The organism is Enterobacter sp. BNK-34 (assembly GCF_048684445.1).
Taxonomy (GTDB): Bacteria; Pseudomonadota; Gammaproteobacteria; order Enterobacterales; family Enterobacteriaceae; genus Enterobacter; species Enterobacter pseudoroggenkampii.
This window is the reverse complement of sequence record NZ_JBLQUA010000001.1, coordinates 924,344-949,144: the sequence shown is the minus strand read 5'-3', so window position 1 is coordinate 949,144 and position 24,801 is coordinate 924,344. Positions and strand designations below refer to the sequence as shown.

The following is a 24,801-nucleotide window of genomic DNA, read 5'->3' as shown; positions in this document are numbered from 1 at the left end:
TTAACAGAATTTGCCTGGCGGCTTTAGCGCGGTGGTCCCACCTGACCCCATGCCGAACTCAGAAGTGAAACGCCGTAGCGCCGATGGTAGTGTGGGGTCTCCCCATGTGAGAGTAGGGAACTGCCAGGCATCAAACAAGTGAAGAGGCCATCCGAAAGGATGGCCTTTTTGCGTTTATGCGCTGCACAAACTGATCCCCCATCACCCTGCTTATACGGTAAACTACCTGCGTTTTTGCATCAGGATAGCGTCTATGAACCACTCCCTTAAGCCCTGGAATACCTTTGGCATTCAACGCAATGCCAATCAAATTGTACGTGCCGATACTGCACAGCAGCTGCTGGATGCATGGCAAAACGCGACAGAAAATAACGAACCCGTACTGATTCTGGGCGAAGGAAGTAATGTCCTGTTTCTCGATGATTTTGCGGGAACGGTGATCGTTAACCGCATCATGGGAATTGATGTGGAAGAGCGTGCCGACAGCTGGCACGTGCACGTGGGTGCCGGAGAAAACTGGCATCATCTGGTGCAATTTACCCTCGAAAAAGGGATGCCGGGCCTGGAAAACCTTGCGCTTATTCCAGGCTGCGCCGGCTCGTCTCCTATTCAAAACATCGGCGCCTACGGCATCGAACTGAAACATGTTTGTGAATATGTCGACTGCATCGAACTGGCGACCGGAACGGCTAAGCGTTTAACGGCAGAACAGTGCCGATTTGGCTATCGTGACAGTATCTTCAAACATGAATATCAGGATCGCTACGTGATTGTCGCCGTGGGCCTGCGCCTGTCGAAGAACTGGCAGCCGGTGTTGACCTACGGGGATTTAACGCGTCTCGATCCGGCGACCGTTACCGCCCGCGACGTTTTTGACTCGGTTTGCCATATGCGGATGACCAAGCTTCCCGATCCAAAAGTAAACGGAAATGCAGGAAGTTTCTTCAAAAACCCGGTTATCAGCAGCGAAAATGCAAAAGTCTTTCTTGAAGGATGGCCAGCGGCGCCACATTACCCTCAGGCGGACGGCAGCGTGAAGCTGGCCGCGGGCTGGCTTATCGATCAATGCCAGCTAAAAGGCACTTCAGTCGGCGGGGCAGCCGTTCACCAACAGCAGGCCCTGGTGCTGATTAACCAGCGCGATGCGACCAGCGACGATGTGGTACAGCTGGCTCACTACGTTCGCCAGCGTGTCGGCGAAAAATTTAACGTCTGGCTGGAGCCAGAAGTCCGCTTCATTGGTCGCACAGGTGAAGTCAACGCTGTGGAGACTATCGCATGAAGGACAATACGGTCCCGTTAACCCTGATTGGTATCCTGGCGGATGGTGAATTCCATTCCGGCGAGCAGCTGGGTGAACAGCTGGGCATGAGCCGCGCCGCCATTAACAAGCATATCCAGACGCTCCGTGACTGGGGTGTGGATGTGTTTACGGTTCCCGGAAAAGGCTACAGCCTGCCGGAGCCGATTCAGTTGCTGAATGAAGACGCGATCCGCAGCCAGATTGGATACGGCAATGTGGCGGTGCTGCCGGTGATTGACTCGACGAACCAGTATCTGCTGGATCGTCTGCCTGAGCTCAAATCCGGCGATGCCTGCGTTGCTGAATATCAACAGGCCGGTCGCGGCCGTCGTGGCCGCAAATGGTTTTCACCCTTTGGCGCTAACCTCTATCTGTCCATGTACTGGCGACTCGATCAGGGCCCGGCCGCTGCCATTGGCCTGAGTCTGGTCATCGGCATCGTCATGGCGGAAGTGTTGCACGATCTGGGGGCTGATAAAGTACGCGTAAAATGGCCAAATGACCTCTACCTCAACGATCGTAAACTTGCCGGGATTCTGGTCGAACTGACGGGAAAAACGGGCGATGCGGCGCAAATCGTCATTGGCGCAGGCCTCAATATGGTGATGCGCAATGTCCAAAATGATGTGGTGAACCAGGCCTGGACTAACCTCCAGGAGGCGGGGATCGTCATCGATCGTAACACCCTTGCCGTACGTATGATTAAAGAGCTGCGCAGCTCGCTCACGCTTTTTGAGCAGGAAGGGCTGGCACCGTTCCTGTCTCGTTGGGAAAAGCTGGATAACTTCATCAACCGCCCGGTGAAATTGCTGATCGGTGATAAAGAGATCTACGGGACTTCCCGCGGTATTGACGCTCAGGGCGCGCTGCTTCTGGAGCAGGATGGCGTGATCAAACCCTGGATGGGCGGTGAGATTTCCCTGCGAAGTGCCGAATAACCGGATGGAGTGAACGATGCGAAAACCCGTCTGCGCGACGCTGGCCGTCATGATGAGTCTGCTGTTCTCACCCCTCTCTCAGGCGGGTCAGGCCTGGGAGAGTTACAAGGCGCGCTTTTTCAAACCGGAAGGCCGCATTGTCGATACCGGCAATGGCGGCGTGTCGCATACGGAAGGTCAGGGCTTTGCCATGCTGATGGCAGTGGCCAACGACGATAAGGCCACGTTCGATAAGCTCTGGCAATGGACAAACCGTGAGCTGAAGAACAAAGAGAACGGACTGTTTTACTGGCGCTATAACCCCGCAGAGTCCAACCCGGTCGCTGACAAAAACAACGCCGCCGATGGCGATGTGCTGATTGCCTGGGCGCTGCTTAAAGCCGATGCCCGCTGGCATGACAAACGCTACAGCGCCGCATCGGATGCCATTACAAAAGCGCTGGTCGCCCATAGCGTCATCCGCTATGCGGGTTACCGCGTGATGCTGCCCGGTGTCCAGGGATTTAAGCTTGACGGTGAAGTGGTCCTTAATCCTTCCTATTTTGTGTTTCCGGCCTGGCAGGCCTTCGCCGGACGCAGTCATTTGCCGGTCTGGCGCGATTTGATTAAGGACGGGGAACGCCTGCTGGGGAAAATGGGCTCGGGTAAAGCGAACTTGCCCACTGACTGGGTTTCACTGACATCAGGTGGCAAGCTGGCTCCCGCTAAAGGCTGGCCACCGCGAATGAGCTATGACGCGATTCGTATTCCTCTGTACGTTGCCTGGTCTGATAAACAAAGCCCGCTCCTGACGCCGTGGAAGGCCTGGTTCGGTCAGTTCCCCCGGGAACAAACGCCCGCCTGGGTTGACGTGACGACTAACGAATATGCGCCCTACATGATGGAAGGTGGTCTGCTGGCGGTTAGGGATTTAACGATGGGACAGTCTTCCGGAGAACCCGAAATCACGTCTAAGGACGACTACTATTCGGCAAGTCTGAAAATGCTGGTGTGGATTTCAGCGCAATAATAACGCACCGACTATCCCCTCTCCCCAATGGGGAGAGGGGTAAATCAGTTACTGTGGATACGGTACCCAATCCCCGCCGTTCAGGCGAACGTACGGTTTGTTCTGATACTGAATCACTACCGCGTTGGCGTTCTCCGAGACTTCTGCCGTTTGCGGCAGTTTGCTGGTGAGCTGGTCCCAGTTCACGCTATCTTCCACAAAGAGTTTCCCGTCAACGGCGCGGGCAACCAGTTCTGAGATTGCCAGATAGCTGGTTGGCTGCGTAATCTCTATTGGTGCGCCCTGATGCGGTGCCTTCATACCAAAGAATTTAATGCCTGCAGGTACGTTGGTGATGGACGGGCTTGGGATATCACGCAGACCTGACACCTGCATTCTGTCACCTTTCAGCGCACCACCGTGCTCAGGCACCACAACCACCATCACTTTACGGCCTGATTTTTCCAGCTCCGTGAAGAACGCGTCCAGCTCGTCGAAGAACTTCTGCGCACGCACTTTATAATCTGCCGTTTTGCTCACGCCCGGGAAATGGTTACCGTCGTGGAGCGGCAGGGTATTAAAGAACGTCGCGCTGCGTGGATTACTGTCTTTTTCGATGGTCTGCAGCCAGCGTTCCAGGACGGCGGTATCGTCATAGACGGGCGAGCCGTCGAAGCCCAGCAGAGAGACAGGAAGACCGGTTTGGTCCATCAGCGGTGACTGCATACCACCCTGTTCGCGCACCTCTTTCAGGAAGTTACCGAACTGGCCGTTATGCCCCAGCATCAGGTGCTGCGTAAAGCCCAGCTTGGCGAGGTTATCGAACAGATAACACTGGTTGCCGGCGGGTTGATACAGGTTTTTATGCGATGTCTGACCGCAGCTTGCACGCAGCAGGCGGATCGCCGCCGGGCCGCTGTACGAGGTGGCAGAGTTGAAATCTTTAAACTGAATGTCGAAATGAGACCACAGCGGATGAGACATCAAACCAGCTGCATCCACATCGGCCCAGGAGAGAGAGCAGATGTTGATCACCAGCAGTTCAAACGGCTGAGCATCCGCCGGCAGCGCATCCGGGAATTTCGTCTGTCGCTTGTCTTCCGCGGTATAGAAACTGGAGAGCCAGGCGTTCAGGTTGGTTGAGGTCGGCGGTGCGGTCTGGGTTGGGATATCACCCACCACTGGCGTATCGCCTGCCGTGGTGACGGTGGCCGCTGCGCTTCCCCCGGTGGTGGTCACCGTGGTGGTCGGTTGACCGGCAGGCCACAGCGAAAAGTTTGGCCCAGCCAGGGTCAGCACGTTAAGCCAGATCATAATCGCGACGACAAACACCGTGACGCGGATCCACTGCGACAGGAACAGCCAGGCAACCAGCAGCACAAATACCGCGCCTATCATCTGCCAGTTAATAAACCTCTCGGTCAGATCGAGGACATAGCTGGCGCTAAAGCCTGCCACCTGGGACCCCTGGCTCATAATGCTGTCCGGCCCCGGTAGCCAGGTATCATGCCAGAACAGCGCAAAGCCGACGGGGATGGCAACCCAGTGACGTAAGCGATGCAGCCTGATATTTGGCAGCGGCATCAGCAGGAAGGCCATAAACACGAGGTTGAGTAGAGGATGGAAATTCAGATAGCCTGCCCAAAGCAGACCAAACTTCACCAGAAAGTAGAAGTTCCAGCCGGAAAGGCCGCGCCAGTATTGCCAGAGCGGCGAGGGTGACGAAGCGGTATAGGTAGAATTAGTCATGTTTTCGGTCTGCCTTGACGTGTGATGCCCGTGTCAGTGTTCCGGCTGGTTTTACGTAGCGAGGTTTTATAAACAGCACTCTGGCCGTATCACGGATACGGCGTATGGAATGACGCGCATAGTAGCCAAGCGGGAAAAAGATCAGCGCACAGAATATAACCAGTTGAATAATATCGCTGATATTCATGATGATGCGTTCTCCGCGTTGTCTGTTAATAAGCGAAGGGGTTCCGGCACCCGACGCCAGACGTGTCCATCATGTCTGGCATTGAGGATCGGTTTGGCATCGCTCTTGATAGCGAGTGGCTTAACCCATTGTTCAGGCTGGAGCGCACGCATCTGCACCAGCTCCGCACTGATCGTATTATCTTCGAACCAAATCATACGGTTCGAGAAAATATCCCCGGTAGGCAGAGGGAAGATGTGGTTAAGCGCCGTATCGAGATCGTTTACCCGGCAGAAGGACAAAAACAGCACCAGGCGATTGTCGCCAATGGTCATGATGTCCCCTGTACGGTTTGGGCGGCATAAGGTAAGCGCCTGTTCAACACGGATACCCGGAACAGGGCGCAGGGCAACCATAACCCCTTTTCCGTCTGCAGGAAGAAGCGTATTGCTCATCATGTTGCCGACGGCGTCGCAGAAGGTATCCCATTTTTGGTAACCGCGCAGCTTCATCGGCTGCGTCATGGAGAGCAGCGTAGAAATGTCTTCCGGTACATGGCGGCTAAACTGCTGACCCTGAACGCTTTCGATAAGCGTCAGGCAGCGTGACAGCGGCGCGTTCCAGGGGATAACCATATTGGCGCCGCAACCCAGAAGCAGACGCTCATCGGTAGCGCGCAGGCTGGTATTGTTTTCGCGTACGATGATTTTTAACGCACTGCCGCGCTGGCGGCGTAAGGTGTGGATTTGCCTCGCCAGCGTCTCAATCTGGTTATTCTGCATCAGCGAGAAAATAATCGTTGCCGCCTGGGTTGTGCGCGCTTCATGGAAGAGGGCTTCGTTAGATTCAAACAGTGACCAGTTTTCCGACAGGGCAGGTGCTCCCTCTAAAACCGCGATATGGCTCAGAATGCGTTTTTCATCACTGCGCGGCTGCACCACGGTTTCTTCCTGCTGTGCCAGGTGCCACTTACCCTCGATTTGTTTCAGCGTAAGTTGTTGCCTGGCGCTCACGCCTTTTTCATTACACCAGAATGCAATATCGTAGAGATAGCTTCCCGCCTGGTCACGAACGCTTGCCAGACCGAACAGGGAGCGATATTCACCCATTAAAAGTGAGAATAGCTTGTCATTATTACTGCCGGGATTGACTATCAATAGCGTGCAATTTTGAAATTTTGCCCATTTATTGATTTTTTCCAGCCACGGCAGCAGTTTTTCAGAAGGGATATTTTGCAGGACGTTATTTGCGCATTTAAGGATCACTAAATAGTGATCCGGATCAATAGTGCACTGAACGTCGCGGGACAAAAAGTATAGACTATCGGCATCCGATGTCATGGAAAATAATCGCACCGTCTGAGGCCCGCAATCGTTTTCCAGCGTGATAATTTTCTTCGGATCTTCGCCCATGCTAATGACGGCCACGCGGGAATCCTTATCCTGGGCAGCAATTGTCTGGTTTACCAGACTGATAGCATCTTCATTTCGGTCCGTATTAATCCACCAGACTCCTCCGACTGGCATGTGGCTCAATTCGTCCCATAATGACTGGATGCCAATAGAAAATATGGAGTCCACGGTGTCCCTCTTTTCGTCTAATTTATCTGTATCTCAGTTTACTAGCGAAAGCGTAGAAATAAACCTAACATTGAAATTAAAGAACATCAGATTTAGCATGTAAATGAAATTTGTCAGGGCAGGAAGCCCCGCAACTTCTTTAGCGTGCGATTTTCCTCAAAGGGATGGAAAAAGAATGGATAATAACGAACCCGGAACCCCAGTCGATTCGACCCTGGGTTACACATTCCAAAACGATTTTCTGGCGCTGACGCAGGCCTTTTCTTTACCTGAAATAGATTACACCGATATTTCCCAGCGGGAACAGTTGGCCGCGGCTATTAAACGCTGGCCGTTATTAGCTGAATTCGCCCATCAACATTAAGGGAGCCATTGATGGCCATACTCGGATTACAGGGTGTCCGTGGCGGTGTGGGTACCACATCTGTTACCGCGGCGCTGGCGTGGTCATTACAGCTTTTAGGTGAATCGGTGCTGGTTATTGACGCCTGCGCCGATAATTTGCTGCGTATGTCGTTTAACGTCGACTTTACTCGCGAAGAGGGCTGGGCCCGTGCGCTGCTCGACGATAAAGACTGGCAGGATGCAGGAATGCGCTATACCTCCCAGCTCGATCTGCTGCCGTTTGGTCAACTGACCACCACGGAGCGCGAGAATGAAGCCGCGTATCAGCGTCTGTTTTCGCAGTTCACGCTGGCGCTGCAGACCCTGAAAGAAAAGGGGCACTACAAGTGGATCCTGCTGGATCTGCCGCACGGCGCCGGCACGCTGACCCGACAGCTTATTGCCCAGTGCGATCATGTGCTCTCGATCGTCAACGTCGATGCGAACTGCCATATCCGCCTGCATCAGCAGGGGCTACCTCAAAATGGCCATATCCTGATTAACGATTTGCGCATTGGCAGCCAGATCCAGGACGATCTGTATCAGGTCTGGCTGCAGAGCCAGCGCCGCCTGCTTCCCATTGTCATCCATCGTGATGAGGGCATGGCGGAATGCCTTGCGTCGAAGCAACCGCTCGGCGAATACCGTAGCGATTCACTGGCGGCAGAAGAGATCCTGACGCTGGCTAACTGGTGTCTGCTGAACTTCGCCAACAGGGCGGAGCATGCAGGGAGTGATGTATGAGTCGTCTCGCCAGCTGGTTACTCATCCCACCGGTCAGTTCGCGTTTGAGCGAACATTACCGGCATTTTCGCCGTCACGGCGCGTCGGCATTCAGCGCCGCGCTCGGCTGTTTCTGGATGATTCTGGCCTGGATGTTTATTCCACTCGAACACCCGCGCTGGCAGCGCATACGTGCCCGGCACAGTGAATTGTATCCGCACATTAATCCTGACCGTCCGCGTCCACTGGATCCGGCGCGTTATCTCATTCAGGCCATCTGGCTGGTGGCGACCTCATCCCGCGCGGAGACAAAAACGCCGCACTGGCGCAGTTTCTCCCGCGTGCAGCAGCTACGTGAACGCTACCACCAGTGGCTGGACAGACTGCCCAACAGCGTCAGCGATAAGACCAGCCATCTGGATAACCATAAAGAGCTCGGGCATCTCCACCCGGGTTTGCGGCGTTTTATCCTCGGTGTGATCGTCGTGTTCTCGCTCATTCTGGCGCTGGTCTGTATTACGCAACCTTTCAACCCCCTGGCGCAGTTTACCTTCCTGATCCTGCTGTGGGGCGTGGCGCTGCTGGTCCGCCGTATTCCGGGCCGCTTCTCGGCGCTGATGCTGATTGTGTTGTCGTTGACCGTCTCCTGTCGCTACATCTGGTGGCGTTATACCTCGACGCTGAACTGGGACGATCCGGTGAGTCTGGTGTGCGGCCTGGTGCTGCTGTTTGCTGAAACCTATGCCTGGATTGTGCTGGTGCTGGGCTATTTCCAGGTGATTTGGCCGCTCAACCGTCAGCCGGTTCCGCTGCCTAAAGACACCGCGCAGTGGCCGTCAGTTGATCTCTTCGTGCCGACCTACAACGAAGACCTGAGCGTGGTGAAGAACACCATCTATGCCGCGCTGGGCATCGACTGGCCGAAAGATAAGCTCAAGGTCTGGATCCTGGATGACGGCAACCGTCCGGCGTTCCGCCAGTTCGCAGAGGAGGTCGGCGTCGAGTACATCGCCCGTCCGACGCACGAACATGCTAAAGCCGGGAACATCAACAACGCGTTGAAGTATGCCACCGGGGAGTTTGTCTCGATCTTTGACTGCGACCACGTGCCGACGCGCTCGTTCCTGCAGATGACCATGGGCTGGTTCCTGAAGGAGAAAGAGCTGGCGATGATGCAGACGCCGCACCACTTCTTCTCGCCGGACCCGTTTGAACGTAACCTTGGCCGTTTCCGTAAAACCCCGAACGAAGGCACGCTGTTCTATGGCCTGGTGCAGGACGGAAACGACATGTGGGATGCCACCTTCTTCTGCGGCTCCTGTGCGGTTATCCGCCGTAAACCGCTGGATGAAATTGGTGGTATCGCCGTCGAAACGGTCACCGAAGATGCGCATACCTCGCTGCGTCTGCACCGTCGTGGCTATACCTCAGCCTATATGCGTATTCCGCAGGCTGCCGGTCTGGCAACGGAGTCACTGTCGGCGCACATTGGTCAGCGTATTCGCTGGGCGCGCGGGATGGTGCAGATTTTCCGTCTCGATAACCCCCTGATCGGGAAAGGGCTCAAGCTGGCGCAGCGTCTCTGCTACGTCAACGCCATGTTCCATTTCTTATCTGGTATTCCGCGGCTGATCTTCCTGACCGCGCCGCTGGCGTTCCTGCTCCTTCACGCTTATATCATCTACGCCCCGGCGCTGATGATTGCGCTGTTTGTTCTGCCGCACATGATCCACGCGAGCCTGACGAACTCGAAGATACAGGGTAAATACCGCCACTCCTTCTGGAGTGAAATCTACGAAACGGTGCTGGCCTGGTACATCGCACCGCCGACGATGGTGGCGCTGATTAACCCGCATAAAGGGAAATTCAACGTCACCGCGAAGGGCGGCCTGGTGGAAGAAGAGTACGTCGACTGGGTGATCTCCCGTCCGTATATCTTCCTGGTACTGCTGAATATCGTTGGCGTCATCGCCGGTATCTGGCGTTATTTCTACGGCCCGGAAAACGAAATCCTGACCGTCTTCGTGAGTATGGCCTGGGTCTTCTACAACCTGATTATCCTCGGCGGCGCGGTGGCGGTGTCGGTGGAAAGCAAACAGGTTCGTCGTGCGCATCGCGTTGAAATCTGCATGCCTGCGGCGATCGCCCGTGAAGATGGCCATCTCTTCTCCTGTACCGTGCACGACTTCTCTGACGGCGGTCTGGGGATCAAAATCAACGGCCAGGCGAAGGTGCTGGAAGGGCAGAAAGTTAACCTGCTGCTTAAGCGCGGTCAGCAGGAGTATGTCTTCCCGACGCAGGTTGTTCGCGTGGCGGGCAATGAAGTCGGTCTGCAGCTGATGCCGTTGACCAAAAAGCAGCATATCGATTTTGTGCAGTGTACGTTTGCCCGCGCGGATACGTGGGCTCTCTGGCAGGACAGCTTCCCGGAAGATAAACCTCTGGAAAGCCTGCTGGATATTCTGAAGCTGGGGTTCCGTGGCTATCGTCACCTTGCAGAATTTGCCCCGTCGTCGGTGAAATTAATTTTCCGGTCACTTACTTCGCTGGTTTCCTGGGTCGTGTCGTTCATTCCTCGTCGTCCTGAGCGGGATGAGGCGAAGCAGGCGGACCCGGTTATGGCTCAACAATGATGATAACGCGATGAAAACAAAACTTTCCTGGTTATGTGCAGTGGCAATGGGGATGAATGTCCTCCCCGCAACAATGGCTAACGCCGCTCCTGGTAATGCAGCGGCAACGCCTGCGCCAACGGTACCTGTCGTCGCGCAAGCAACCGATCCGGTTGTCACCGCGGCACCCGGTCAAACGGAAAACATCATGCCGAACCAGCCAACGGAGGGGAACACCCTGCCGGCAGACGGTCAGGTCATCGGACAGGTGATGCCGGGCGTCCGGGGGGCGAATGCGCCCGTCGTCGCGGACAATGCGCCGTCACGGGACGTGAAGCTGACCTTCGCGCAAATTGCGCCGCCTCCGGGCAGCATGGTGCTGCGCGGTATCAACCCTAACGGCGGCATTGAATTTGGCATGCGCAGCGATGAGGTCGTCTCTAATGCGGTGCTGAACCTTGAGTACACCCCGTCACCGTCGCTGCTGCCGACCCAGTCTCAGCTGAAGGTCTATCTGAATGATGAGCTGATGGACGTCCTGCCGGTCACGAAAGAGCAGCTGGGCAAGAAAACCCAGGCTCAGGTGCCGATCAACCCGCTGTTCATCACCGACTTTAACCGTATCCGCCTGGAATTTGTCGGTCACTACCGCGATGTCTGCGAAAACCCGGCCAGCAACACGCTGTGGATGGACGTCGGGCGTAACTCCTCGCTGCAGCTGACCTACCAGTCGCTGGCGTTGAAAAACGATCTCTCAGCCTTCCCGGTTCCGTTCTTCGATCCGCGTGATAACCGTCCGCTCACGTTGCCGATGGTGTTTGCCTCTTCCCCGGACGTGACCGAGCAGCTGGCGGCCACCATCGTGGCGTCCTGGTTTGGTTCACGCGCGGGCTGGCGCGGCCAGAGCTTCCCGGCGATGTATGACAAGCTGCCGGACAGAAATGCCATTGTGTTTGCGACCAACGCGAAACGCCCGGCCTTCCTGCGCGATCATCCGGACGTCAAAGCGCCGACCGTTGAGATGATAAGTCATCCGGAAAACCCGTACGTGAAGCTGCTGGTGGTCTTTGGTCGTGATGATAAAGATCTGGTGCAGGCAGCAAAAGCCATTGCCCAGGGCAACGTCCTGTTCCGCGGCAACAGCGTGGTGATAGATGAGGTCAAACCGCTGCTGGCGCGTAAACCGTATGATGCGCCAAACTGGGTGCGTACCGACCGTGCGGTCACCTTTGGCGAGCTGAAAACCTATGAAGAACAGCTGCAGGCGACGGGGCTTGAGCCAGCGCCGATTAGCCTGTCGCTGAATCTGCCGCCGGATCTGTACCTGTTACGTACCAACGGCATTGATATCAATCTGAACTACCGCTATACCGCGCCAGCCACCAAAGACAGCTCGCGCATGGATATCAGCCTCAACAACCAGTTCCTGCAATCCTTCAGCCTGCAAAGCACGCAGGATACTAACCGCCTGATGCTTCGCCTGCCGGTGCTGCAGGGGCTGCTGGACGGTAAAACGGATGTTTCCATTCCGGCACTGAAGCTGGGTGCGATAAACCAGCTGCGCTTTGACTTCCAGTACATGAACCCGATGCCTGGCGGCTCGGCGGAAAACTGCATCACCTTCCAGCCGGTTCAGAACCACGTGGTGATTGGCGATGAATCGACCATCGACTTCTCGAAGTACTATCACTTCCTGGCGATGCCGGACCTGCGCGCGTTTGCTAACGCGGGCTTCCCGTTCAGCCGCATGGCCGATCTCTCTGAGTCCATTGTGGTGATGCCAAAAGCGCCAAACGAAGGGCAGGTCACGACTCTGCTGGACACCATGGCGACCGTTGGGGGACAAACAGGATTACCGGCGATTAACGTCACGTTGACGGACGATGGCAGCCAGATTCAGAACAAAGACGCTGACATCATGGTGATCGGTACCATTCCGGATAAGCTAAAGGATGACAAGCGTATCGATCTGCTGGTGAAAGCGGCCCAGTCCTGGGTTAACACGCCGCTGCGCCAGACCGAGTTCCCGAGCATTATGCCGGATGTGAACGACCGTCAGGCCAGCGCGCAGACGACGGTAACGTCTCAGGGGGCGATGGCCGCAGTGGTGGGCTTCCAGTCCCCATACAACGAACAGCGCAGTGTGGTGGCTCTCCTTGCGGACAGCCCGCGCGGGTATGAGCTCCTCAATACGGCCATGAACGACAGCGGTAAACGTGCCGCGATGTTTGGTTCCGTGTCGGTGATCCGTGAGTCCGGCGTCAATAGCCTGCGCGTGGGCGATGTGTACTACGTGGGCCATCTGCCGTGGTTTGAACGCCTGTGGTATGCGCTGGCCAACCATCCGGTGCTGCTCGCCATCCTGGCTGCGGTCAGCGTGGTCTTGCTGGCATGGGTGCTGTGGCGTCTGCTGCGTATCATCAGCCGTCGCCGTCTGAACCCGGATGAGTAAGATGTAATGAAAGCCTTTCGCTGGTGTGCATTAGCAGCGGTGATGCTGGCGGCGCTTCCTCTTCGCGCCGCCTGTACCTGGCCTGCCTGGGAGCAGTTTAAAAAGGACTACATCAGTGAGGGCGGGCGTGTCATTGATCCCAGTGACACGCGCAAAATTACGACCTCGGAAGGGCAAAGCTACGCCCTGTTCTTTGCCCTGGCGGCGAACGATCGCAACGCGTTTGACCAGCTGCTGACGTGGACGCGCGATAATCTTGCCAGCGGCGATCTCAACGACCATCTGCCTGCCTGGCTATGGGGTCAGAAGGATAAAGAAACGTGGGCGGTGATTGATACCAACTCCGCCTCAGACGCCGATGTCTGGATCGCCTGGTCACTGCTCGAAGCGGGTCGGCTGTGGAAACATCCGGACTATACCCGCACGGGTAAAGCGTTGCTGAAACGCATTGTCAGCGAGGAAGTGGTGAAAGTGCCGGGACTCGGCGCAATGCTGCTTCCCGGTAAAGTCGGTTTTGCCGATGAACAGGTCTGGCGCTTTAACCCCAGTTATCTTCCTCCGCAGTTAGCGAGTTATTTCACGCGCTTTGGTTCCCCGTGGACCCAGCTTCGTGAAACCAATCTGCGCCTGCTGCAGGAGAGTGCGCCGAAAGGCTTTTCGCCGGACTGGGTGCAGTATCAGAAACACAAAGGCTGGCGGTTACAGCAGGATAAGGCGCTGGTGGGCGGCTACGACGCCATCCGCGTGTATCTCTGGGTGGGCATGATGAGTGACAACGATCCTCAGAAAGCCCGGCTGCTGACGCGCTTCCAGCCGATGGCGGCAAAGACTATGAAACGGGGTGTGCCGCCGGAGAAAGTGGATGTGGCGACGGGGAAACGCACCGGGAATGGCCCGGTCGGGTTCTCTGCCGCCATGCTGCCGTTTTTACAACAGCGTGATGCCCAGGCGGTTCAGCGCCAGCGCGTTGCGGACCATTTTCCCGATAACAATGCCTATTACAGCTACGTGCTGACTCTCTTTGGGCAAGGATGGGATCAGCATCGTTTTCGCTTCACCGCAAAAGGTGAATTAATACCGGATTGGGGCCAGGAATGCGCAAGTTCACAGTAAATCTACTCACTTTATCGCTTGGCCTGGCACTGATGCCGCTGGCTGAAGCCGCCAACTCTCCGCAGCAGAAACAGCTGCTGGAACAGGTTCGGCTGGGCGAATCGACACAGCGTGAGGATTTGGTTCGTCAGTCGCTTTATCGTCTGGAGCTGATTGACCCGAACAACCCTGACGTCATTGCCGCACGCTTTCGCTACCTGCTGCGCCAGGGCGATAACGCCGGTGCGCAAAAAGAGCTGGATCGTCTGAAAGGGATCGCGCCGGGCTCGAGTGCGTACCAGTCATCACGCAACACGATGCTGCTTTCTACCCCGGATGGCCGCCAGCAGCTCCAGCAGGCGCGATTACTCGCCACCACGGGACACACGCAGGAGGCGATTGCCGCCTATGACAAGCTGTTTGACGGCAACCCGCCGGGCGGCGACGTGGCCACGGAATACTGGAACGTCGTGGCGAAAGACCCTGCTCGCCGAAATGCAGCCATTAACCAGCTCAAGAAAATAAACAGCAGCAGCCCCGGAAATACGCAGCTTCAGGCAACGCTGTCCCAGCTTTTGTTCCAGAGCGGACGCCGTGATGAAGGCTTTGCGGTATTGCAAGAGATGGCCAAATCCACCAATGGCCGTAACCAGGCGTCTGATATGTGGTATGACCAAATCAAAGGTCAGCCTGCCAGCAGCGCCAGCGTCAGCGCGCTGCAAAAATACCTGAGCGTATTCAGCGACGGGGATAGCGTCGCGGCGGCGCGTGCCCAGCTTGAAGCGCAGCAAAAACAGCTCGCCGATCCGGCGTTCCGCGCGAAAGCGGAAGGGCTGGCGGCGGTGGATGCCGGGCAGGGGAGTAAGGCGGTGGCTGAGCTGCAAAAAGCCGTCAGCGCCAACCATGCCGACAGTGAGGCTGTGGGGGCCCTTGGACAGGCGTATTCTCAGAAGGGCGACCGCGCCCGCGCGGTGGCACAGTTTGAAAAGGCGATTGCCCTCGATCCCCAGAGCGATAACCGGGGTAAATGGGACAGTCTTCTGAAGGTTAACCGCTACTGGCTGCTGATCCAGCAGGGCGATGCGGCGCTGAAGGCGAATAACCCGGCGCAGGCGGAGCGTTACTATCAGCAGGCACGCGGTATCGACAATGCCGACAGCTATGCCGTGCTGGGGCTGGGCGACGCCGCCGCGGCGCGTAAAGATAACGACGCGGCGGAACGTTACTATCGCCAGGCGCTGCGTATGGACAGCGGCAACAGCAATGCGGTCCGCGGCCTGGCCAATATTTACCGCGCGCAGTCCCCGGAGAAGGCCTCGCAGTTTATCCAGTCTCTCTCCGCCAGCCAGCGCCGAAGCATAGACGATATTGAACGTAGCCTGACCAACGAGCAGCTCTCCACTCAGGCCGAACAGCTGGAAAATCAGGGGAAATACGCTCAGGCGGCAGACATTCAGCGTCGTCGTCTGGCGCTCTCTCCCGGCGACGTGTGGATAACCTACCGTCTCTCGCGCGATCTCTACAGCGCGGGTCAGCGCAGCCAGGCGGATACCCTGATGCGTCAGCTTGCCAGCCAGAAACCGTCCGATCCGGATCAGGTGTACGCCAACGGGCTCTATCTTTCCGGAAACGATCAGGACCGCGCCGCGCTGGCGCATCTGGATACGCTGCCGCGCAGCCAGTGGAACGGCAATATTCAGGAACTTGCCGACCGCCTGCAAAGCAACCAGGTGCTGGAAACCGCCAACCGTCTGCGCGACAGCGGTAAAGAGCAGGACGCAGAGAATCTTCTTCGCCAGCAGCCGACCTCCACCCGTATCGACCTCACGCTGGCGGACTGGGCACAGCAGCGTGGCGATCTGGACTCGGCGAAAACGACGTACAATGCCGTCCTGCAGCGTGAACCGCAGAACGAAGACGCGATCCTCGGCCTGACCGAGATTTACAGCGCGCAGGGTAACAAGGATGCCGCGCGCGCAGAGCTGGCGAAACTGCCCGCCGCGCAAAACGGCCAGCCGCTGTCGCTCAATATGCAGCGCCGCATCGCGATGGCGCAGGCAGGCCTGGGCGATTCCGCTGCCGCAGAACAGACCTTCAACAAAATCATTCCGCAGGCTAAATCGCAGCCCGGCTCCATGGAAAACGCGCTGGTGCTGCGTGATGCCGCACGTTTCCAGGCGCAGAACGGCCAGCCTCAGCAGGCGCTGGAAACCTATAAAGATGCGATGGTATCGACGGGTATCACGACGACGCGTCCGGCTGACAACGACAGTTTCACCCGTCTGACGCGTAACGATGAAAAGGATGACTGGCTGAAGCGCGGCGTGCGCAGCGATGCCGGTGACCTGTATCGTCAGCAGGATGTTAACGTCACGCTGCAGCACGACTACTGGGGCTCCAGCGGCACGGGCGGTTATTCCGACCTGAAAGCGCATACCACCATGCTACAGGTGGATGCCCCGCTCTCTGATGGGCGCATGTTCTTCAGAAGCGATCTGGTCAACATGGACGCCGGTTCATTTGATAGCAAGAACGGGACTTACGACCCTAAATGGGGAACCTGCTACGAAACGCCGTGTAGCGGCAACACCCATCAGTCCGACAATGGCGCAAGCGTTGCCGTCGGCTGGCAGAATAAAACCTGGGCGATGGATATTGGCACCACGCCAATGGGCTTTGACGTCGTCGACGTGGTGGGCGGCATCAGCTACAGCAGCGATCTGGGGCCCATCGGCTATACCGTTAACGCCCATCGCCGCCCAATCTCCAGCTCTCTGCTGGCCTTCGGCGGGCAAAAAGATACCAATACCGGCACCACCTGGGGCGGCGTACGCGCCACCGGTGGCGGCGTAAGTATGAGCTATGACAAAGGGGAAGCGAACGGCGTCTGGTCAAGCCTGAACGCGGAAACGCTGACGGGTAAAAATGTGGAGGATAACTGGCGCGTCCGCTGGATGACGGGTTACTACTACAAGCTCATTAATAAAAACAATGAGCGCCTGACGGTCGGCGTCTCCAATATGCTCTGGCACTACGACAAAGACCTGAGCGGTTATACCCTGGGCCAGGGCGGCTACTACAGCCCGCAGGAGTATGTCTCCTTCGCGCTGCCGGTGACCTGGCGTAAACGCACGGAGAACTGGTCCTGGGAGCTGGGTGGCTCGGTGTCCTGGTCCCACTCCAAAACCAAAGACGAGCTGCGCTACCCGATTCAGAATCTGATCCCGACCGATGAGCCAGACCGCTATACCGACCGGGGCGCGATGGAAACCGGCAGCAGTTCTTCCGGTACGGGTTATACCGCACGGGCCATTATCGAACGCCGCGTAACGTCCAACTGGTTTGTGGGCATGGGCGTGGATATCCAGCAAGCGAAAGACTATACCCCAAGCCACGCGCTGATCTATGTGCGCTACTCTGCTGCAGGCTGGCAGGGCGATATGGACTTACCGCCGCAGCCGCTTATCCCGTACGCGGACTGGTAATCGGATTTTCCTTAATCCATTTGTAAGTCTCTCTTAATAGCGCGGCAATCGGGTATACTCAGGCGCGCCAGGTTTACACCCTGGCGCGCCCTGCGCTTCGAGTTTTGTGGAGAGTCATTTTGCGTGTCAGCCGTTCCTTAACAATCAAACAGATGGCGATGGTTTCTGCCGTCACCATGCTGTTTGTCCTGCTTTTCTGCGTAATTCTGCTGTTTCATTCCGTACAGCAGAATCGCTATAACACGGCTTCGCAGTTAGAAAGTATTGCCCGCTCGGTGCGCGGCCCGCTCTCCGCCTCGATTCTGAAAGGGGATATTCCCGAAGCGGAAACCATTTTAAAACGCATTCAGCCTGCCGGCGTCGTTAGCCGCGCCGACGTCGTCTTGCCTAACCAGTTTCAGGCGCTGCGGATGAGCTTTATCCCGGAGCGTCCCGTCCCGATGATGGTGATGCGCCTGTTTGAACTGCCGGTGCAAATTTCGCTGCCCGTTTATTCACTCGAACGCCCTGCCAATCCGCAGCCGCTGGCCTACCTGGTATTACAGGCGGACTCTTACCGCATGTATAAATTCGTCATGAGCTGGGTGGTTACGTTAGTGACCACTTGCTTACTTATGACGCTTATTCTCAGCGTGGCGCTCACCTGGTGCATTAACCGGCTGATTGTTCATCCGCTGCGCCGTATCGCCCGCGAGCTGAATACGCTTGCGCCGCAGGATCAGATGGGACATCAGCTTGAGCTACCGCGTCTGCATCATGACGATGAGATAGGCATGCTGGTGCGCAGCTACAACCTCAACCAGCAGCGCATCCAGCGTCAGCAGGATGAGTTAAACAGCAGCGCCACGCGCTTCCCGGTGTCGGAGCTTCCCAATAAAGCCTTCCTGATGGCGATGCTGGAGCAAACCGTTGAGCGCCAGCAAACCACGGCGCTGATGGTTATCGCCTGTGAAACGCTGCAGGACACGGCTGGCGTGCTCAAGGAGAGCCAGCGCGAAATGCTGCTGCTCACCCTGGTGGAAAAGATCAAATCTGTCCTTGCCCCGCGCATGGTGCTGACCCAGGTCAGCGGTTACGATCTGGTGGTGATTGCCAATGGCGTAAAAGAGCCCTGGCATGCAATCACATTAGGTCAGCAAGTACTCACTGTCATTAATGAGCGGTTGCCCATTCAGGGTATCCAGCTTCGCCCGAGCGCCAGCATCGGTATCGCCATGTACTACGGTGATTTAACGGCGGAACAGCTTTATCGTCGCGCCTTCTCGGCGGCGTTTACTGCCCGGCGCAAAGGGAAAAATCAGATCCAGTTCTTCGACCCGGAGCAGATGGAAAAGGCGCAGCAGCGCCTGACGGAAGAGAGCGACATCCTGACCGCCCTGGATAACCGCCATTTTGCCCTCTGGCTGCAGCCGCAGGTGGATCTGCGGACGGGAGAGGTAAAAAGCGCCGAGGCTCTGCTGCGTCTGCAGCAGCCGGATGGTTCATGGGAGCTGCCGGAAGGGCTGATTGAGCGCATTGAGTCCTGCGGCCTGATGGTTACCGTCGGCTACTGGGTGCTGGAGGAGTCCTGCCGTCAGCTTGCGGCCTGGCAGGAGCGCGGCGTGACGCTGCCGCTGTCGGTTAACCTGTCTGCCCTGCAGCTTATGCACCCGACCATGGTTTCAGAGATGCTGGAGCTGATCCATCGTTACCGCATCAAGCCAGATACGTTGACCCTGGAAGTGACGGAGAGCCGACGTATTGACGACCCCAATGAGGCGGTCGCAATCCTGAAGCCGCTGCGTAATGCTGGCATTCGCATTGCGCTGGACGATTTTGGCATGGGGTACGCCGGGCTGCGCCAGCTTCAGCACATGAAAACCCTTCCGGTAGATGTGCTCAAAATTGACAAAGCGTTTGTCGACGGTCTGCCGGACGACAGCAGCATGGTGCAGGCGATTATCCAGATGGCGCGCAGTCTCAACCTGCACCTTATTGCCGAGGGGATTGAAACCGACGCGCAACGCGCCTGGCTGGCAGAGGCGGGTGTGGAGAGCGGGCAAGGCTTCCTTTTTGCCCCAGCTGTTCCTTCGGATGTCTTTGAACAACGATACCTTTCTGGTGCTGACGACCCCGCAAAAGTGTAACTTTGTTGCTGGCTTGTGCGAGCCAGCTCAAAGTTCTTAACATTTGTGTTTCAAATTTGAACTGAGTTTATTTCTGTCCTGTTATGTGGGTGTTATTTTAAAGCCGCAGGTTAACCATAACCTTACAAAACCTGTGGTTTTTCTTCCCAAGGACACCTTATGAAAACCTCACTCTTCAAAAGTCTTTATTTCCAGGTCCTGACAGCCATCGCCATCGGTATTCTGCTGGGTCACTATTACCCTGAGCTGGGCGCGCAAATGAAACCGCTTGGCGACGCGTTCGTTAAGCTCATCAAAATGGTCATCGCGCCGGTGATCTTCTGTACGGTAGTCACGGGCATCGCTGGCATGGAAAGCATGAAGGCGGTCGGTCGTACCGGTGCAGTGGCGCTTCTTTATTTCGAAGTGGTCAGTACCCTTGCGCTGATTATCGGTCTGATCATCGTCAACGTGGTGCAGCCAGGCGCGGGGATGAACGTAGACCCCTCAACGCTGGATGCTAAAGCGGTCGCGGTGTATGCCGAGCAGGCGAAGGATCAGGGCGTGGTCGCCTTCCTGCTGGACGTCATCCCTGGCAGCGTCATTGGCGCGTTCGCCAGCGGAAACATCCTCCAGGTTCTGCTGTTCGCCGTGATGTTTGGCTTTGCCCTGCACCGTCTGGGCAGCAAGGGCCAGCTTATTTTTAATGTGATCGAAAGCTTCTCACAGGTCATTTTCGGCATCATCAATATGATCATGCGCCTGGCGCCAATCGGTGCCTTCGGTGCGATGGCCTTCACCATCGGTAAATATGGCGTCGGCACGCTGGTGCAGCTGGGTCAGCTGATTATCTGCTTCTATATTACCTGTATCCTTTTCGTGGTGGTGGTGCTGGGCTCCATCGCCCGCGCGACAGGTTTCAACATCTTCAAATTTATCCGTTACATCCGCGAAGAACTGCTGATTGTTCTGGGGACCTCCTCTTCAGAATCGGCGCTGCCGCGTATGCTCGACAAGATGGAGAAACTCGGGTGCCGTAAATCGGTGGTCGGGCTGGTGATCCCGACGGGCTACTCCTTCAACCTGGACGGTACCTCGATATACCTGACGATGGCGGCCGTATTTATCGCTCAGGCGACCAACAGCCATATGGATATTTTCCATCAGATTACCCTGCTGGTGGTGCTCCTGCTCTCCTCTAAAGGCGCGGCAGGCGTAACGGGCAGCGGCTTTATCGTGCTGGCAGCCACCATTTCTGCCGTGGGTCACCTGCCGGTGGCGGGTCTGGCGTTGATTCTGGGTATTGACCGCTTCATGTCTGAGGCGCGTGCGTTAACCAACCTGGTGGGTAACGGCGTGGCAACGGTGGTGGTGGCGAAATGGGTGAAAGAGCTGGATCACAAAAAGCTCGACGATACTCTGAATAATCGTTCAACTGACAGCAAAAATCCTGGCTTATCCTCTTAAACTTGTCACAAATGCCCGTATTCCCTTGTGGGGATGCGGGCTCCTGCGCATAATAACTGTTCATACCTGTCATAATTCGACAAGATTTTTTTTGGGTATATTTCACTTCGGACCGTGACGTTTTGCCGAACGCGCGGTCTAATCGACGTGTTTTCATCGTCATCTTTAAGAGTGAAGCGCGTCGCGAGCACTCTTTTTTAACCAGGAATGTTGATCAGGGGTTCACATGCAGGGCACAAAAATTCGACTCTTAACCGGCGGTTTGCTGATGATGGCAGCAGCCAGTTATGTGCAGGCAGATGCGCTCCAGCCAGACCCGGCCTGGCAACAAGGGACATTAGCGAACGGTTTTCAATGGCAGGTCTTAGCCACGCCGCAACGTCCCAGCGATCGTATTGAAATCCGTCTGTCTGTTAATACCGGTTCCCTCACGGAAAGCACCCAGCAAACCGGTTTCAGCCACTTTATTCCCCGGCTGGCGCTCACGCAGAGCGGCAGCCTGCAAGCGGTTCAGGTGCGTTCACTCTGGCAGCAGGCCATCGATCCGAAACGCCCACTCCCCCCGGCTGTTGTCTCGTATGACTACACCATGTTTAACCTGAGCCTGCCAAACAACCGTAACGACCTGCTTAAAGAAGCGCTGACGTATCTCTCCGATGCCTCTGGCAATCTGGCGATTACGCCGGACACCGTCAACTATGCGTTGAGTAACAGCGACATGGTGGCAACCTGGCCTGGGGATACCAAAGAGGGCTGGTGGCGTTACCGCCTGAAGGGCTCAACGTTACTGGGACATGATCCGGCCGAACCGCTGAAACAGCCGGTGGACGCCGAACAGGTGAAATCGTTCTACCAGAAGTGGTACACCCCGGACGCGATGACGCTGATCGTGGTGGGTAACGTGGACAGCCGCGCGGTGGTGGAGCAGATCAACAAAGCGTTTGGCGATCTGAAAGGCAAGCGTGAAACGCCAGCCCCTGTCCCGACGCTCTCTCCGCTGCGTGCAGAGCCTGTCAGCATTATGACGGACACCGTGCGTCAGGATCGCCTCTCCGTCATGTGGGATAACGCCTGGCAGCCCATCCGTGAATCTGCGGCGATGTTACGCTACTGGCGTGCCGATCTGGCACGTGAAGCGCTGTTCTGGCACGTCCAGCAGACGCTGAGTAAGAACAACGTGAAGAATATCGGTCTTGGCTTTGACTGCCGCGTGCTGTTCCAGCGTGCGCAATGTGCCATCAACGTTGAATCACCGGGCGATAAGCTAAATGCCAATCTGGGTGTGGTCGCGAAAGAGCTGGCAAAAGTGCGTAAAGAGGGGCTTTCCGAAGAGGAATTCAACGCTCTCGTGGCGCAGAAAAAACTCGAGCTGCAGAAGCTGTTTGCGACCTACGCTCGCGCCGATACCGACATTCTGATCAGCCAGCGTATTCGTTCCCTGCAGAATCAGGTGGTGGACATTGCGCCGGAACAGTATCAGAAGCTTCGTCAGGACTTCCTGAACGGTCTGACCGTCGATATGCTCAATCAGGACCTCCGTCAGCAGCTGTCGCAGGAGATGGCGTTGATCCTTCTGCAACCGAAGGGCGAGCCGGAATATGACATGAAGGAACTTCAGACGACCTGGGATGCCATTATGGCTACCGCGCCGCAGCCAGCGCAGGCCGTCACGGCGGATGATTTACATCCGGACGCGACGGATATCCCGCAAGGGCAGTAATGCAAACATTCCCTCTCCCTGTGGGAGAGGGTTAGGGTGAGGGCATCAGCCCGCACCCTACTTAAACAGGCATCGCTTCGCGCGGAATAATCGCCCCGCGATACTGAATCACCGTGCTGGCCGTCAGGTGCCCGCGCTGTGCCGCCGCTTCCGGCGTTCCACCCGTCAGGCGTACCGCCAGATAGCCCGCGCTGAATGAATCACCCGCCGCCGTGGTATCAATCACTTTCTCTTTGGCAAGCTTCACTGCCGGAACGTCAACCAGCGCTTCACCCGCCACCGCGACCAGGCACGAATCCGCACCGCGCTTAATCACCACTTCGCTCACGCCTGCCGCCTGCGTGCGCGCAATTACGTCATCTACCGGCTTTTCACCCCACAGGGCGTCTTCATCGTCGAGCGTCAGGAAGGCGATATCGGTGCACTGCAGCATCTGCTGATAGACCTGCTGCGTCTCTTCGCGGCTGGCCCACAGGCGCGGGCGGTAGTTGTTATCGAAAATAACCTTACCGCCGTTGGCACGGCATTCGCGCAGCAGCGAGAGCAGCTTGTCTCGGCTGGCGGGGCTTAAAATCGCCAGGCTAATGCCGCTCAGATAGAGATAGTCAAAAGTCGCCAGCTCTTCGCAGATGGCCGCGGCCGCGTCGCTCTCCAGCCAGAATTTGGCTGCGGCTTCGTTACGCCAGTAATAAAACGTGCGTTCGCCTGTACTGTCGGTTTCGATGTAATAAAGCCCCGGGAGGCGGTTTTCCATACGCTGAATCAGCGACGTTTCAACATGTTCACTCTGCCAGGCCTCCAGCATTTGCTGGCTGAAGCTGTCCGTACCCAGGGCGGTAACGTAGTTCACGGTGAGCGCCTCAGGCGCGACCTGACGGGCAATATAAACGGACGTGTTTAACGTATCGCCACCAAATCCGCGGCTGACTTCCGCGCCTTTTTGTGACAGCTCAATCATGCATTCGCCAATCACGGCAATTTTTTTGGACATAGTCGTGAACCTGAACAGAAGAATTATCAGCAGTGTGCGCTGAGTGAATTAACCGGTCAACTATATTAAAACAACGTTCCATTATTTTTTTTGAGCCAGCGCGTGTTCCCGCGCATTCCTGTCATCTTAATTTCATTTTCCGGGTGAATTGAACATAAAGTTCTCAATTGTCGCGCCGATAATCCTGTGACGAGTCCAGAAAGGCTATCCCAACAACAGGACATCTGAAATGAAGTCAGAGCAGGTTATCCAGCGGCTGAGCACTACGCCTGAGGCAAGTATTGAGAACTTGCAGGAGCATCGCTACTGGCTGCAATGTGAGCGTGCGTATACCTATCAGCCGATCTACCGAACAGATGGTCGACTGATGGCCATCGAAATTTTGACCGTCGTTACGCACCCCTCAAACCCTACTCAGCGCATCGCGCCGGATCGCTATTTTGCCGAAGTTGCCGTTCGCCAGCGTCTGGACGTGCTGGAAGAGCAGCTTCGCATGCTGGCAACGAAGCACGCCTTTTTCGAACAGCACGATATCCTCGCCTCGGTGAACGTCGATGGCCCAACCCTGCTGGCGCTGCGCCAGAACGCGAAATTGCAGGAGCTGATCGCCACCCTGCCGTGGATGCGCTTTGAGCTGGTGGAGCATGTCCGTTTGCCGCAGGACTCCTCGTTTGCTTCGATATGCGAATACGGCCCGCTGTGGCTGGATGACTTTGGCACCGGCATGGCGAACTTCTCCGCCCTGAGTGAAGTGCGCTACGACTACATTAAAGTGGCCCGCGATCTGTTCATTATGCTGCGTCAGACCCCGGAAGGGCGGAATCTGTTTACGCTGTTATTACAGCTGATGAACCGCTATTGCCAGGGCGTGATTGTTGAAGGTGTGGAAACACTGGAAGAGTGGCGCGATGTGCAAAACTCTCCCGCAGCGGCGGCGCAAGGCTACTATCTCTCTCGCCCGGTACCCATGGATCGCCTCGATAACGTCATAACGACCCTCTGATAAACCCGCTTCCCTTTGTCTGGACTATAGTTTTACAGGACAG

The 24,801-nt window shown here is 56.5% G+C and carries 17 protein-coding genes and 1 rRNA gene; 14 read left to right on the top strand and 4 right to left on the bottom strand.

Annotated elements, in window-relative coordinates; genetic code table 11:
* Positions 1-13 precede the first annotated feature (13 nt).
* The 4 genes from rrf to ACMGG5_RS04810 all read left to right on the top strand — a co-directional run bounded on the left by rrf (position 14) and on the right by ACMGG5_RS04810 (position 3,250).
* Positions 14-129: ribosomal RNA gene (gene rrf / locus ACMGG5_RS04825) — 5S ribosomal RNA — on the top strand.
* A gap of 124 nt (positions 130-253) precedes the next feature.
* The gene (murB, locus tag ACMGG5_RS04820) at positions 254-1,282 is read left to right on the top strand and encodes a UDP-N-acetylmuramate dehydrogenase (RefSeq protein ID WP_032648206.1); all 1,029 of its coding nucleotides are present in this window, start codon (positions 254-256) and stop codon (positions 1,280-1,282) included.
* Positions 1,279-2,241 (top strand): bifunctional biotin--[acetyl-CoA-carboxylase] ligase/biotin operon repressor BirA, encoded by a 963-nt coding sequence (birA, locus tag ACMGG5_RS04815; protein WP_407859216.1) that lies wholly within the window; start codon positions 1,279-1,281, stop codon positions 2,239-2,241. Before murB ends, birA begins: the two co-directional genes overlap by 4 nt.
* Positions 2,242-2,257: 16 nt before the next feature.
* Complete coding sequence (locus ACMGG5_RS04810) at positions 2,258-3,250, top strand: glycosyl hydrolase family 8 (protein WP_420277571.1); 993 nt, start codon at positions 2,258-2,260, stop codon at positions 3,248-3,250.
* Positions 3,251-3,298: 48 nt separating this feature from the next.
* On the opposite strand, the gene bcsG is transcribed toward ACMGG5_RS04810, so the two are convergent.
* The 3 genes from bcsG to bcsE are packed head-to-tail and all read right to left on the bottom strand — an operon-like array spanning position 3,299 to position 6,724.
* On the bottom strand, positions 3,299-4,978 hold the full coding sequence (gene bcsG / locus ACMGG5_RS04805) for a cellulose biosynthesis protein BcsG (protein ID WP_090420487.1): 1,680 nt from the start codon (positions 4,976-4,978) through the stop codon (positions 3,299-3,301).
* Positions 4,971-5,168: a cellulose biosynthesis protein BcsF gene (gene bcsF / locus ACMGG5_RS04800; RefSeq protein WP_024908822.1), complete on the bottom strand. Its 198-nt coding sequence runs from the start codon at positions 5,166-5,168 to the stop codon at positions 4,971-4,973. The genes bcsG and bcsF overlap by 8 nt, the downstream gene beginning before the upstream one ends.
* Positions 5,162-6,724, bottom strand: coding sequence for a cellulose biosynthesis c-di-GMP-binding protein BcsE (gene bcsE, locus ACMGG5_RS04795; protein WP_032648212.1), 1,563 nt, complete (start codon positions 6,722-6,724; stop codon positions 5,162-5,164). The genes bcsF and bcsE overlap by 7 nt, the downstream gene beginning before the upstream one ends.
* 175 nt (positions 6,725-6,899) lie before the next feature.
* Between bcsE and bcsR the strand changes: the two genes are divergently transcribed.
* The 9 genes from bcsR (at position 6,900) to ACMGG5_RS04750 (ending at position 22,764) form a co-directional block, all read left to right on the top strand.
* Positions 6,900-7,088 carry a cellulose biosynthesis protein BcsR gene (gene bcsR, locus ACMGG5_RS04790; protein ID WP_024908824.1) on the top strand — a complete coding sequence of 63 codons (189 nt, stop codon included), beginning with the start codon at positions 6,900-6,902 and terminating at the stop codon, positions 7,086-7,088.
* A gap of 11 nt (positions 7,089-7,099) precedes the next feature.
* A complete protein-coding gene (gene bcsQ / locus ACMGG5_RS04785; RefSeq protein WP_024908825.1) occupies positions 7,100-7,852 on the top strand; it encodes a cellulose biosynthesis protein BcsQ in 753 nt (250 codons plus the stop codon).
* Positions 7,849-10,464 carry a UDP-forming cellulose synthase catalytic subunit gene (gene bcsA, locus ACMGG5_RS04780; protein ID WP_420277570.1) on the top strand — a complete coding sequence of 872 codons (2,616 nt, stop codon included), beginning with the start codon at positions 7,849-7,851 and terminating at the stop codon, positions 10,462-10,464. The genes bcsQ and bcsA overlap by 4 nt, the downstream gene beginning before the upstream one ends.
* 10 nt (positions 10,465-10,474) lie before the next feature.
* Entirely contained in the window at positions 10,475-12,895 is a 2,421-nt protein-coding gene (gene bcsB / locus ACMGG5_RS04775; RefSeq protein WP_024908827.1) for a cellulose biosynthesis cyclic di-GMP-binding regulatory protein BcsB, read from the top strand.
* Positions 12,896-12,901: 6 nt separating this feature from the next.
* The gene (gene bcsZ / locus ACMGG5_RS04770) at positions 12,902-14,008 is read left to right on the top strand and encodes a cellulose synthase complex periplasmic endoglucanase BcsZ (RefSeq protein ID WP_248166193.1); all 1,107 of its coding nucleotides are present in this window, start codon (positions 12,902-12,904) and stop codon (positions 14,006-14,008) included.
* The gene (gene bcsC, locus ACMGG5_RS04765; RefSeq protein ID WP_420277569.1) at positions 13,990-17,472 is read left to right on the top strand and encodes a cellulose synthase complex outer membrane protein BcsC; all 3,483 of its coding nucleotides are present in this window, start codon (positions 13,990-13,992) and stop codon (positions 17,470-17,472) included. Before bcsZ ends, bcsC begins: the two co-directional genes overlap by 19 nt.
* A gap of 119 nt (positions 17,473-17,591) precedes the next feature.
* The gene (gene hmsP / locus ACMGG5_RS04760; RefSeq protein ID WP_420277568.1) at positions 17,592-19,598 is read left to right on the top strand and encodes a biofilm formation regulator HmsP; all 2,007 of its coding nucleotides are present in this window, start codon (positions 17,592-17,594) and stop codon (positions 19,596-19,598) included.
* Between the two features lie 159 nt (positions 19,599-19,757).
* Positions 19,758-21,044 (top strand): dicarboxylate/amino acid:cation symporter, encoded by a 1,287-nt coding sequence (locus ACMGG5_RS04755; RefSeq protein WP_032662127.1) that lies wholly within the window; start codon positions 19,758-19,760, stop codon positions 21,042-21,044.
* A 226-nt stretch (positions 21,045-21,270) separates the two neighbouring features.
* Entirely contained in the window at positions 21,271-22,764 is a 1,494-nt protein-coding gene (locus tag ACMGG5_RS04750) for a M16 family metallopeptidase (protein ID WP_090420503.1), read from the top strand.
* A gap of 61 nt (positions 22,765-22,825) precedes the next feature.
* Here the strand turns inward: ACMGG5_RS04750 and ACMGG5_RS04745 are convergent, their stop codons facing one another.
* Positions 22,826-23,755, bottom strand: coding sequence for a sugar kinase (locus ACMGG5_RS04745; protein ID WP_148769156.1), 930 nt, complete (start codon positions 23,753-23,755; stop codon positions 22,826-22,828).
* 229 nt (positions 23,756-23,984) lie between these two features.
* On the opposite strand from ACMGG5_RS04745, the gene pdeH reads away from it, so the two are divergent.
* Complete coding sequence (pdeH, locus tag ACMGG5_RS04740) at positions 23,985-24,758, top strand: cyclic-guanylate-specific phosphodiesterase (RefSeq protein WP_024908833.1); 774 nt, start codon at positions 23,985-23,987, stop codon at positions 24,756-24,758.
* The last annotated feature ends 43 nt before the right edge of the window (positions 24,759-24,801 follow it).

Coding starts and splice junctions, on each gene's coding strand:
- pdeH (WP_024908833.1), top strand. CDS start 23,985: ATGAAGTCAGAGCAGGTTATCCAGCGGCTGAGCACTACGCCTGAGGCA.
- ACMGG5_RS04745 (WP_148769156.1), bottom strand. CDS start 23,755: ATGTCCAAAAAAATTGCCGTGATTGGCGAATGCATGATTGAGCTGTCA.
- bcsA (WP_420277570.1), top strand. CDS start 7,849: ATGAGTCGTCTCGCCAGCTGGTTACTCATCCCACCGGTCAGTTCGCGT.
- bcsR (WP_024908824.1), top strand. CDS start 6,900: ATGGATAATAACGAACCCGGAACCCCAGTCGATTCGACCCTGGGTTAC.
- bcsZ (WP_248166193.1), top strand. CDS start 12,902: ATGAAAGCCTTTCGCTGGTGTGCATTAGCAGCGGTGATGCTGGCGGCG.
- murB (WP_032648206.1), top strand. CDS start 254: ATGAACCACTCCCTTAAGCCCTGGAATACCTTTGGCATTCAACGCAAT.
- ACMGG5_RS04750 (WP_090420503.1), top strand. CDS start 21,271: ATGCAGGGCACAAAAATTCGACTCTTAACCGGCGGTTTGCTGATGATG.
- bcsQ (WP_024908825.1), top strand. CDS start 7,100: ATGGCCATACTCGGATTACAGGGTGTCCGTGGCGGTGTGGGTACCACA.
- bcsB (WP_024908827.1), top strand. CDS start 10,475: ATGAAAACAAAACTTTCCTGGTTATGTGCAGTGGCAATGGGGATGAAT.
- bcsC (WP_420277569.1), top strand. CDS start 13,990: ATGCGCAAGTTCACAGTAAATCTACTCACTTTATCGCTTGGCCTGGCA.
- ACMGG5_RS04810 (WP_420277571.1), top strand. CDS start 2,258: ATGCGAAAACCCGTCTGCGCGACGCTGGCCGTCATGATGAGTCTGCTG.
- birA (WP_407859216.1), top strand. CDS start 1,279: ATGAAGGACAATACGGTCCCGTTAACCCTGATTGGTATCCTGGCGGAT.
- ACMGG5_RS04755 (WP_032662127.1), top strand. CDS start 19,758: ATGAAAACCTCACTCTTCAAAAGTCTTTATTTCCAGGTCCTGACAGCC.
- bcsG (WP_090420487.1), bottom strand. CDS start 4,978: ATGACTAATTCTACCTATACCGCTTCGTCACCCTCGCCGCTCTGGCAA.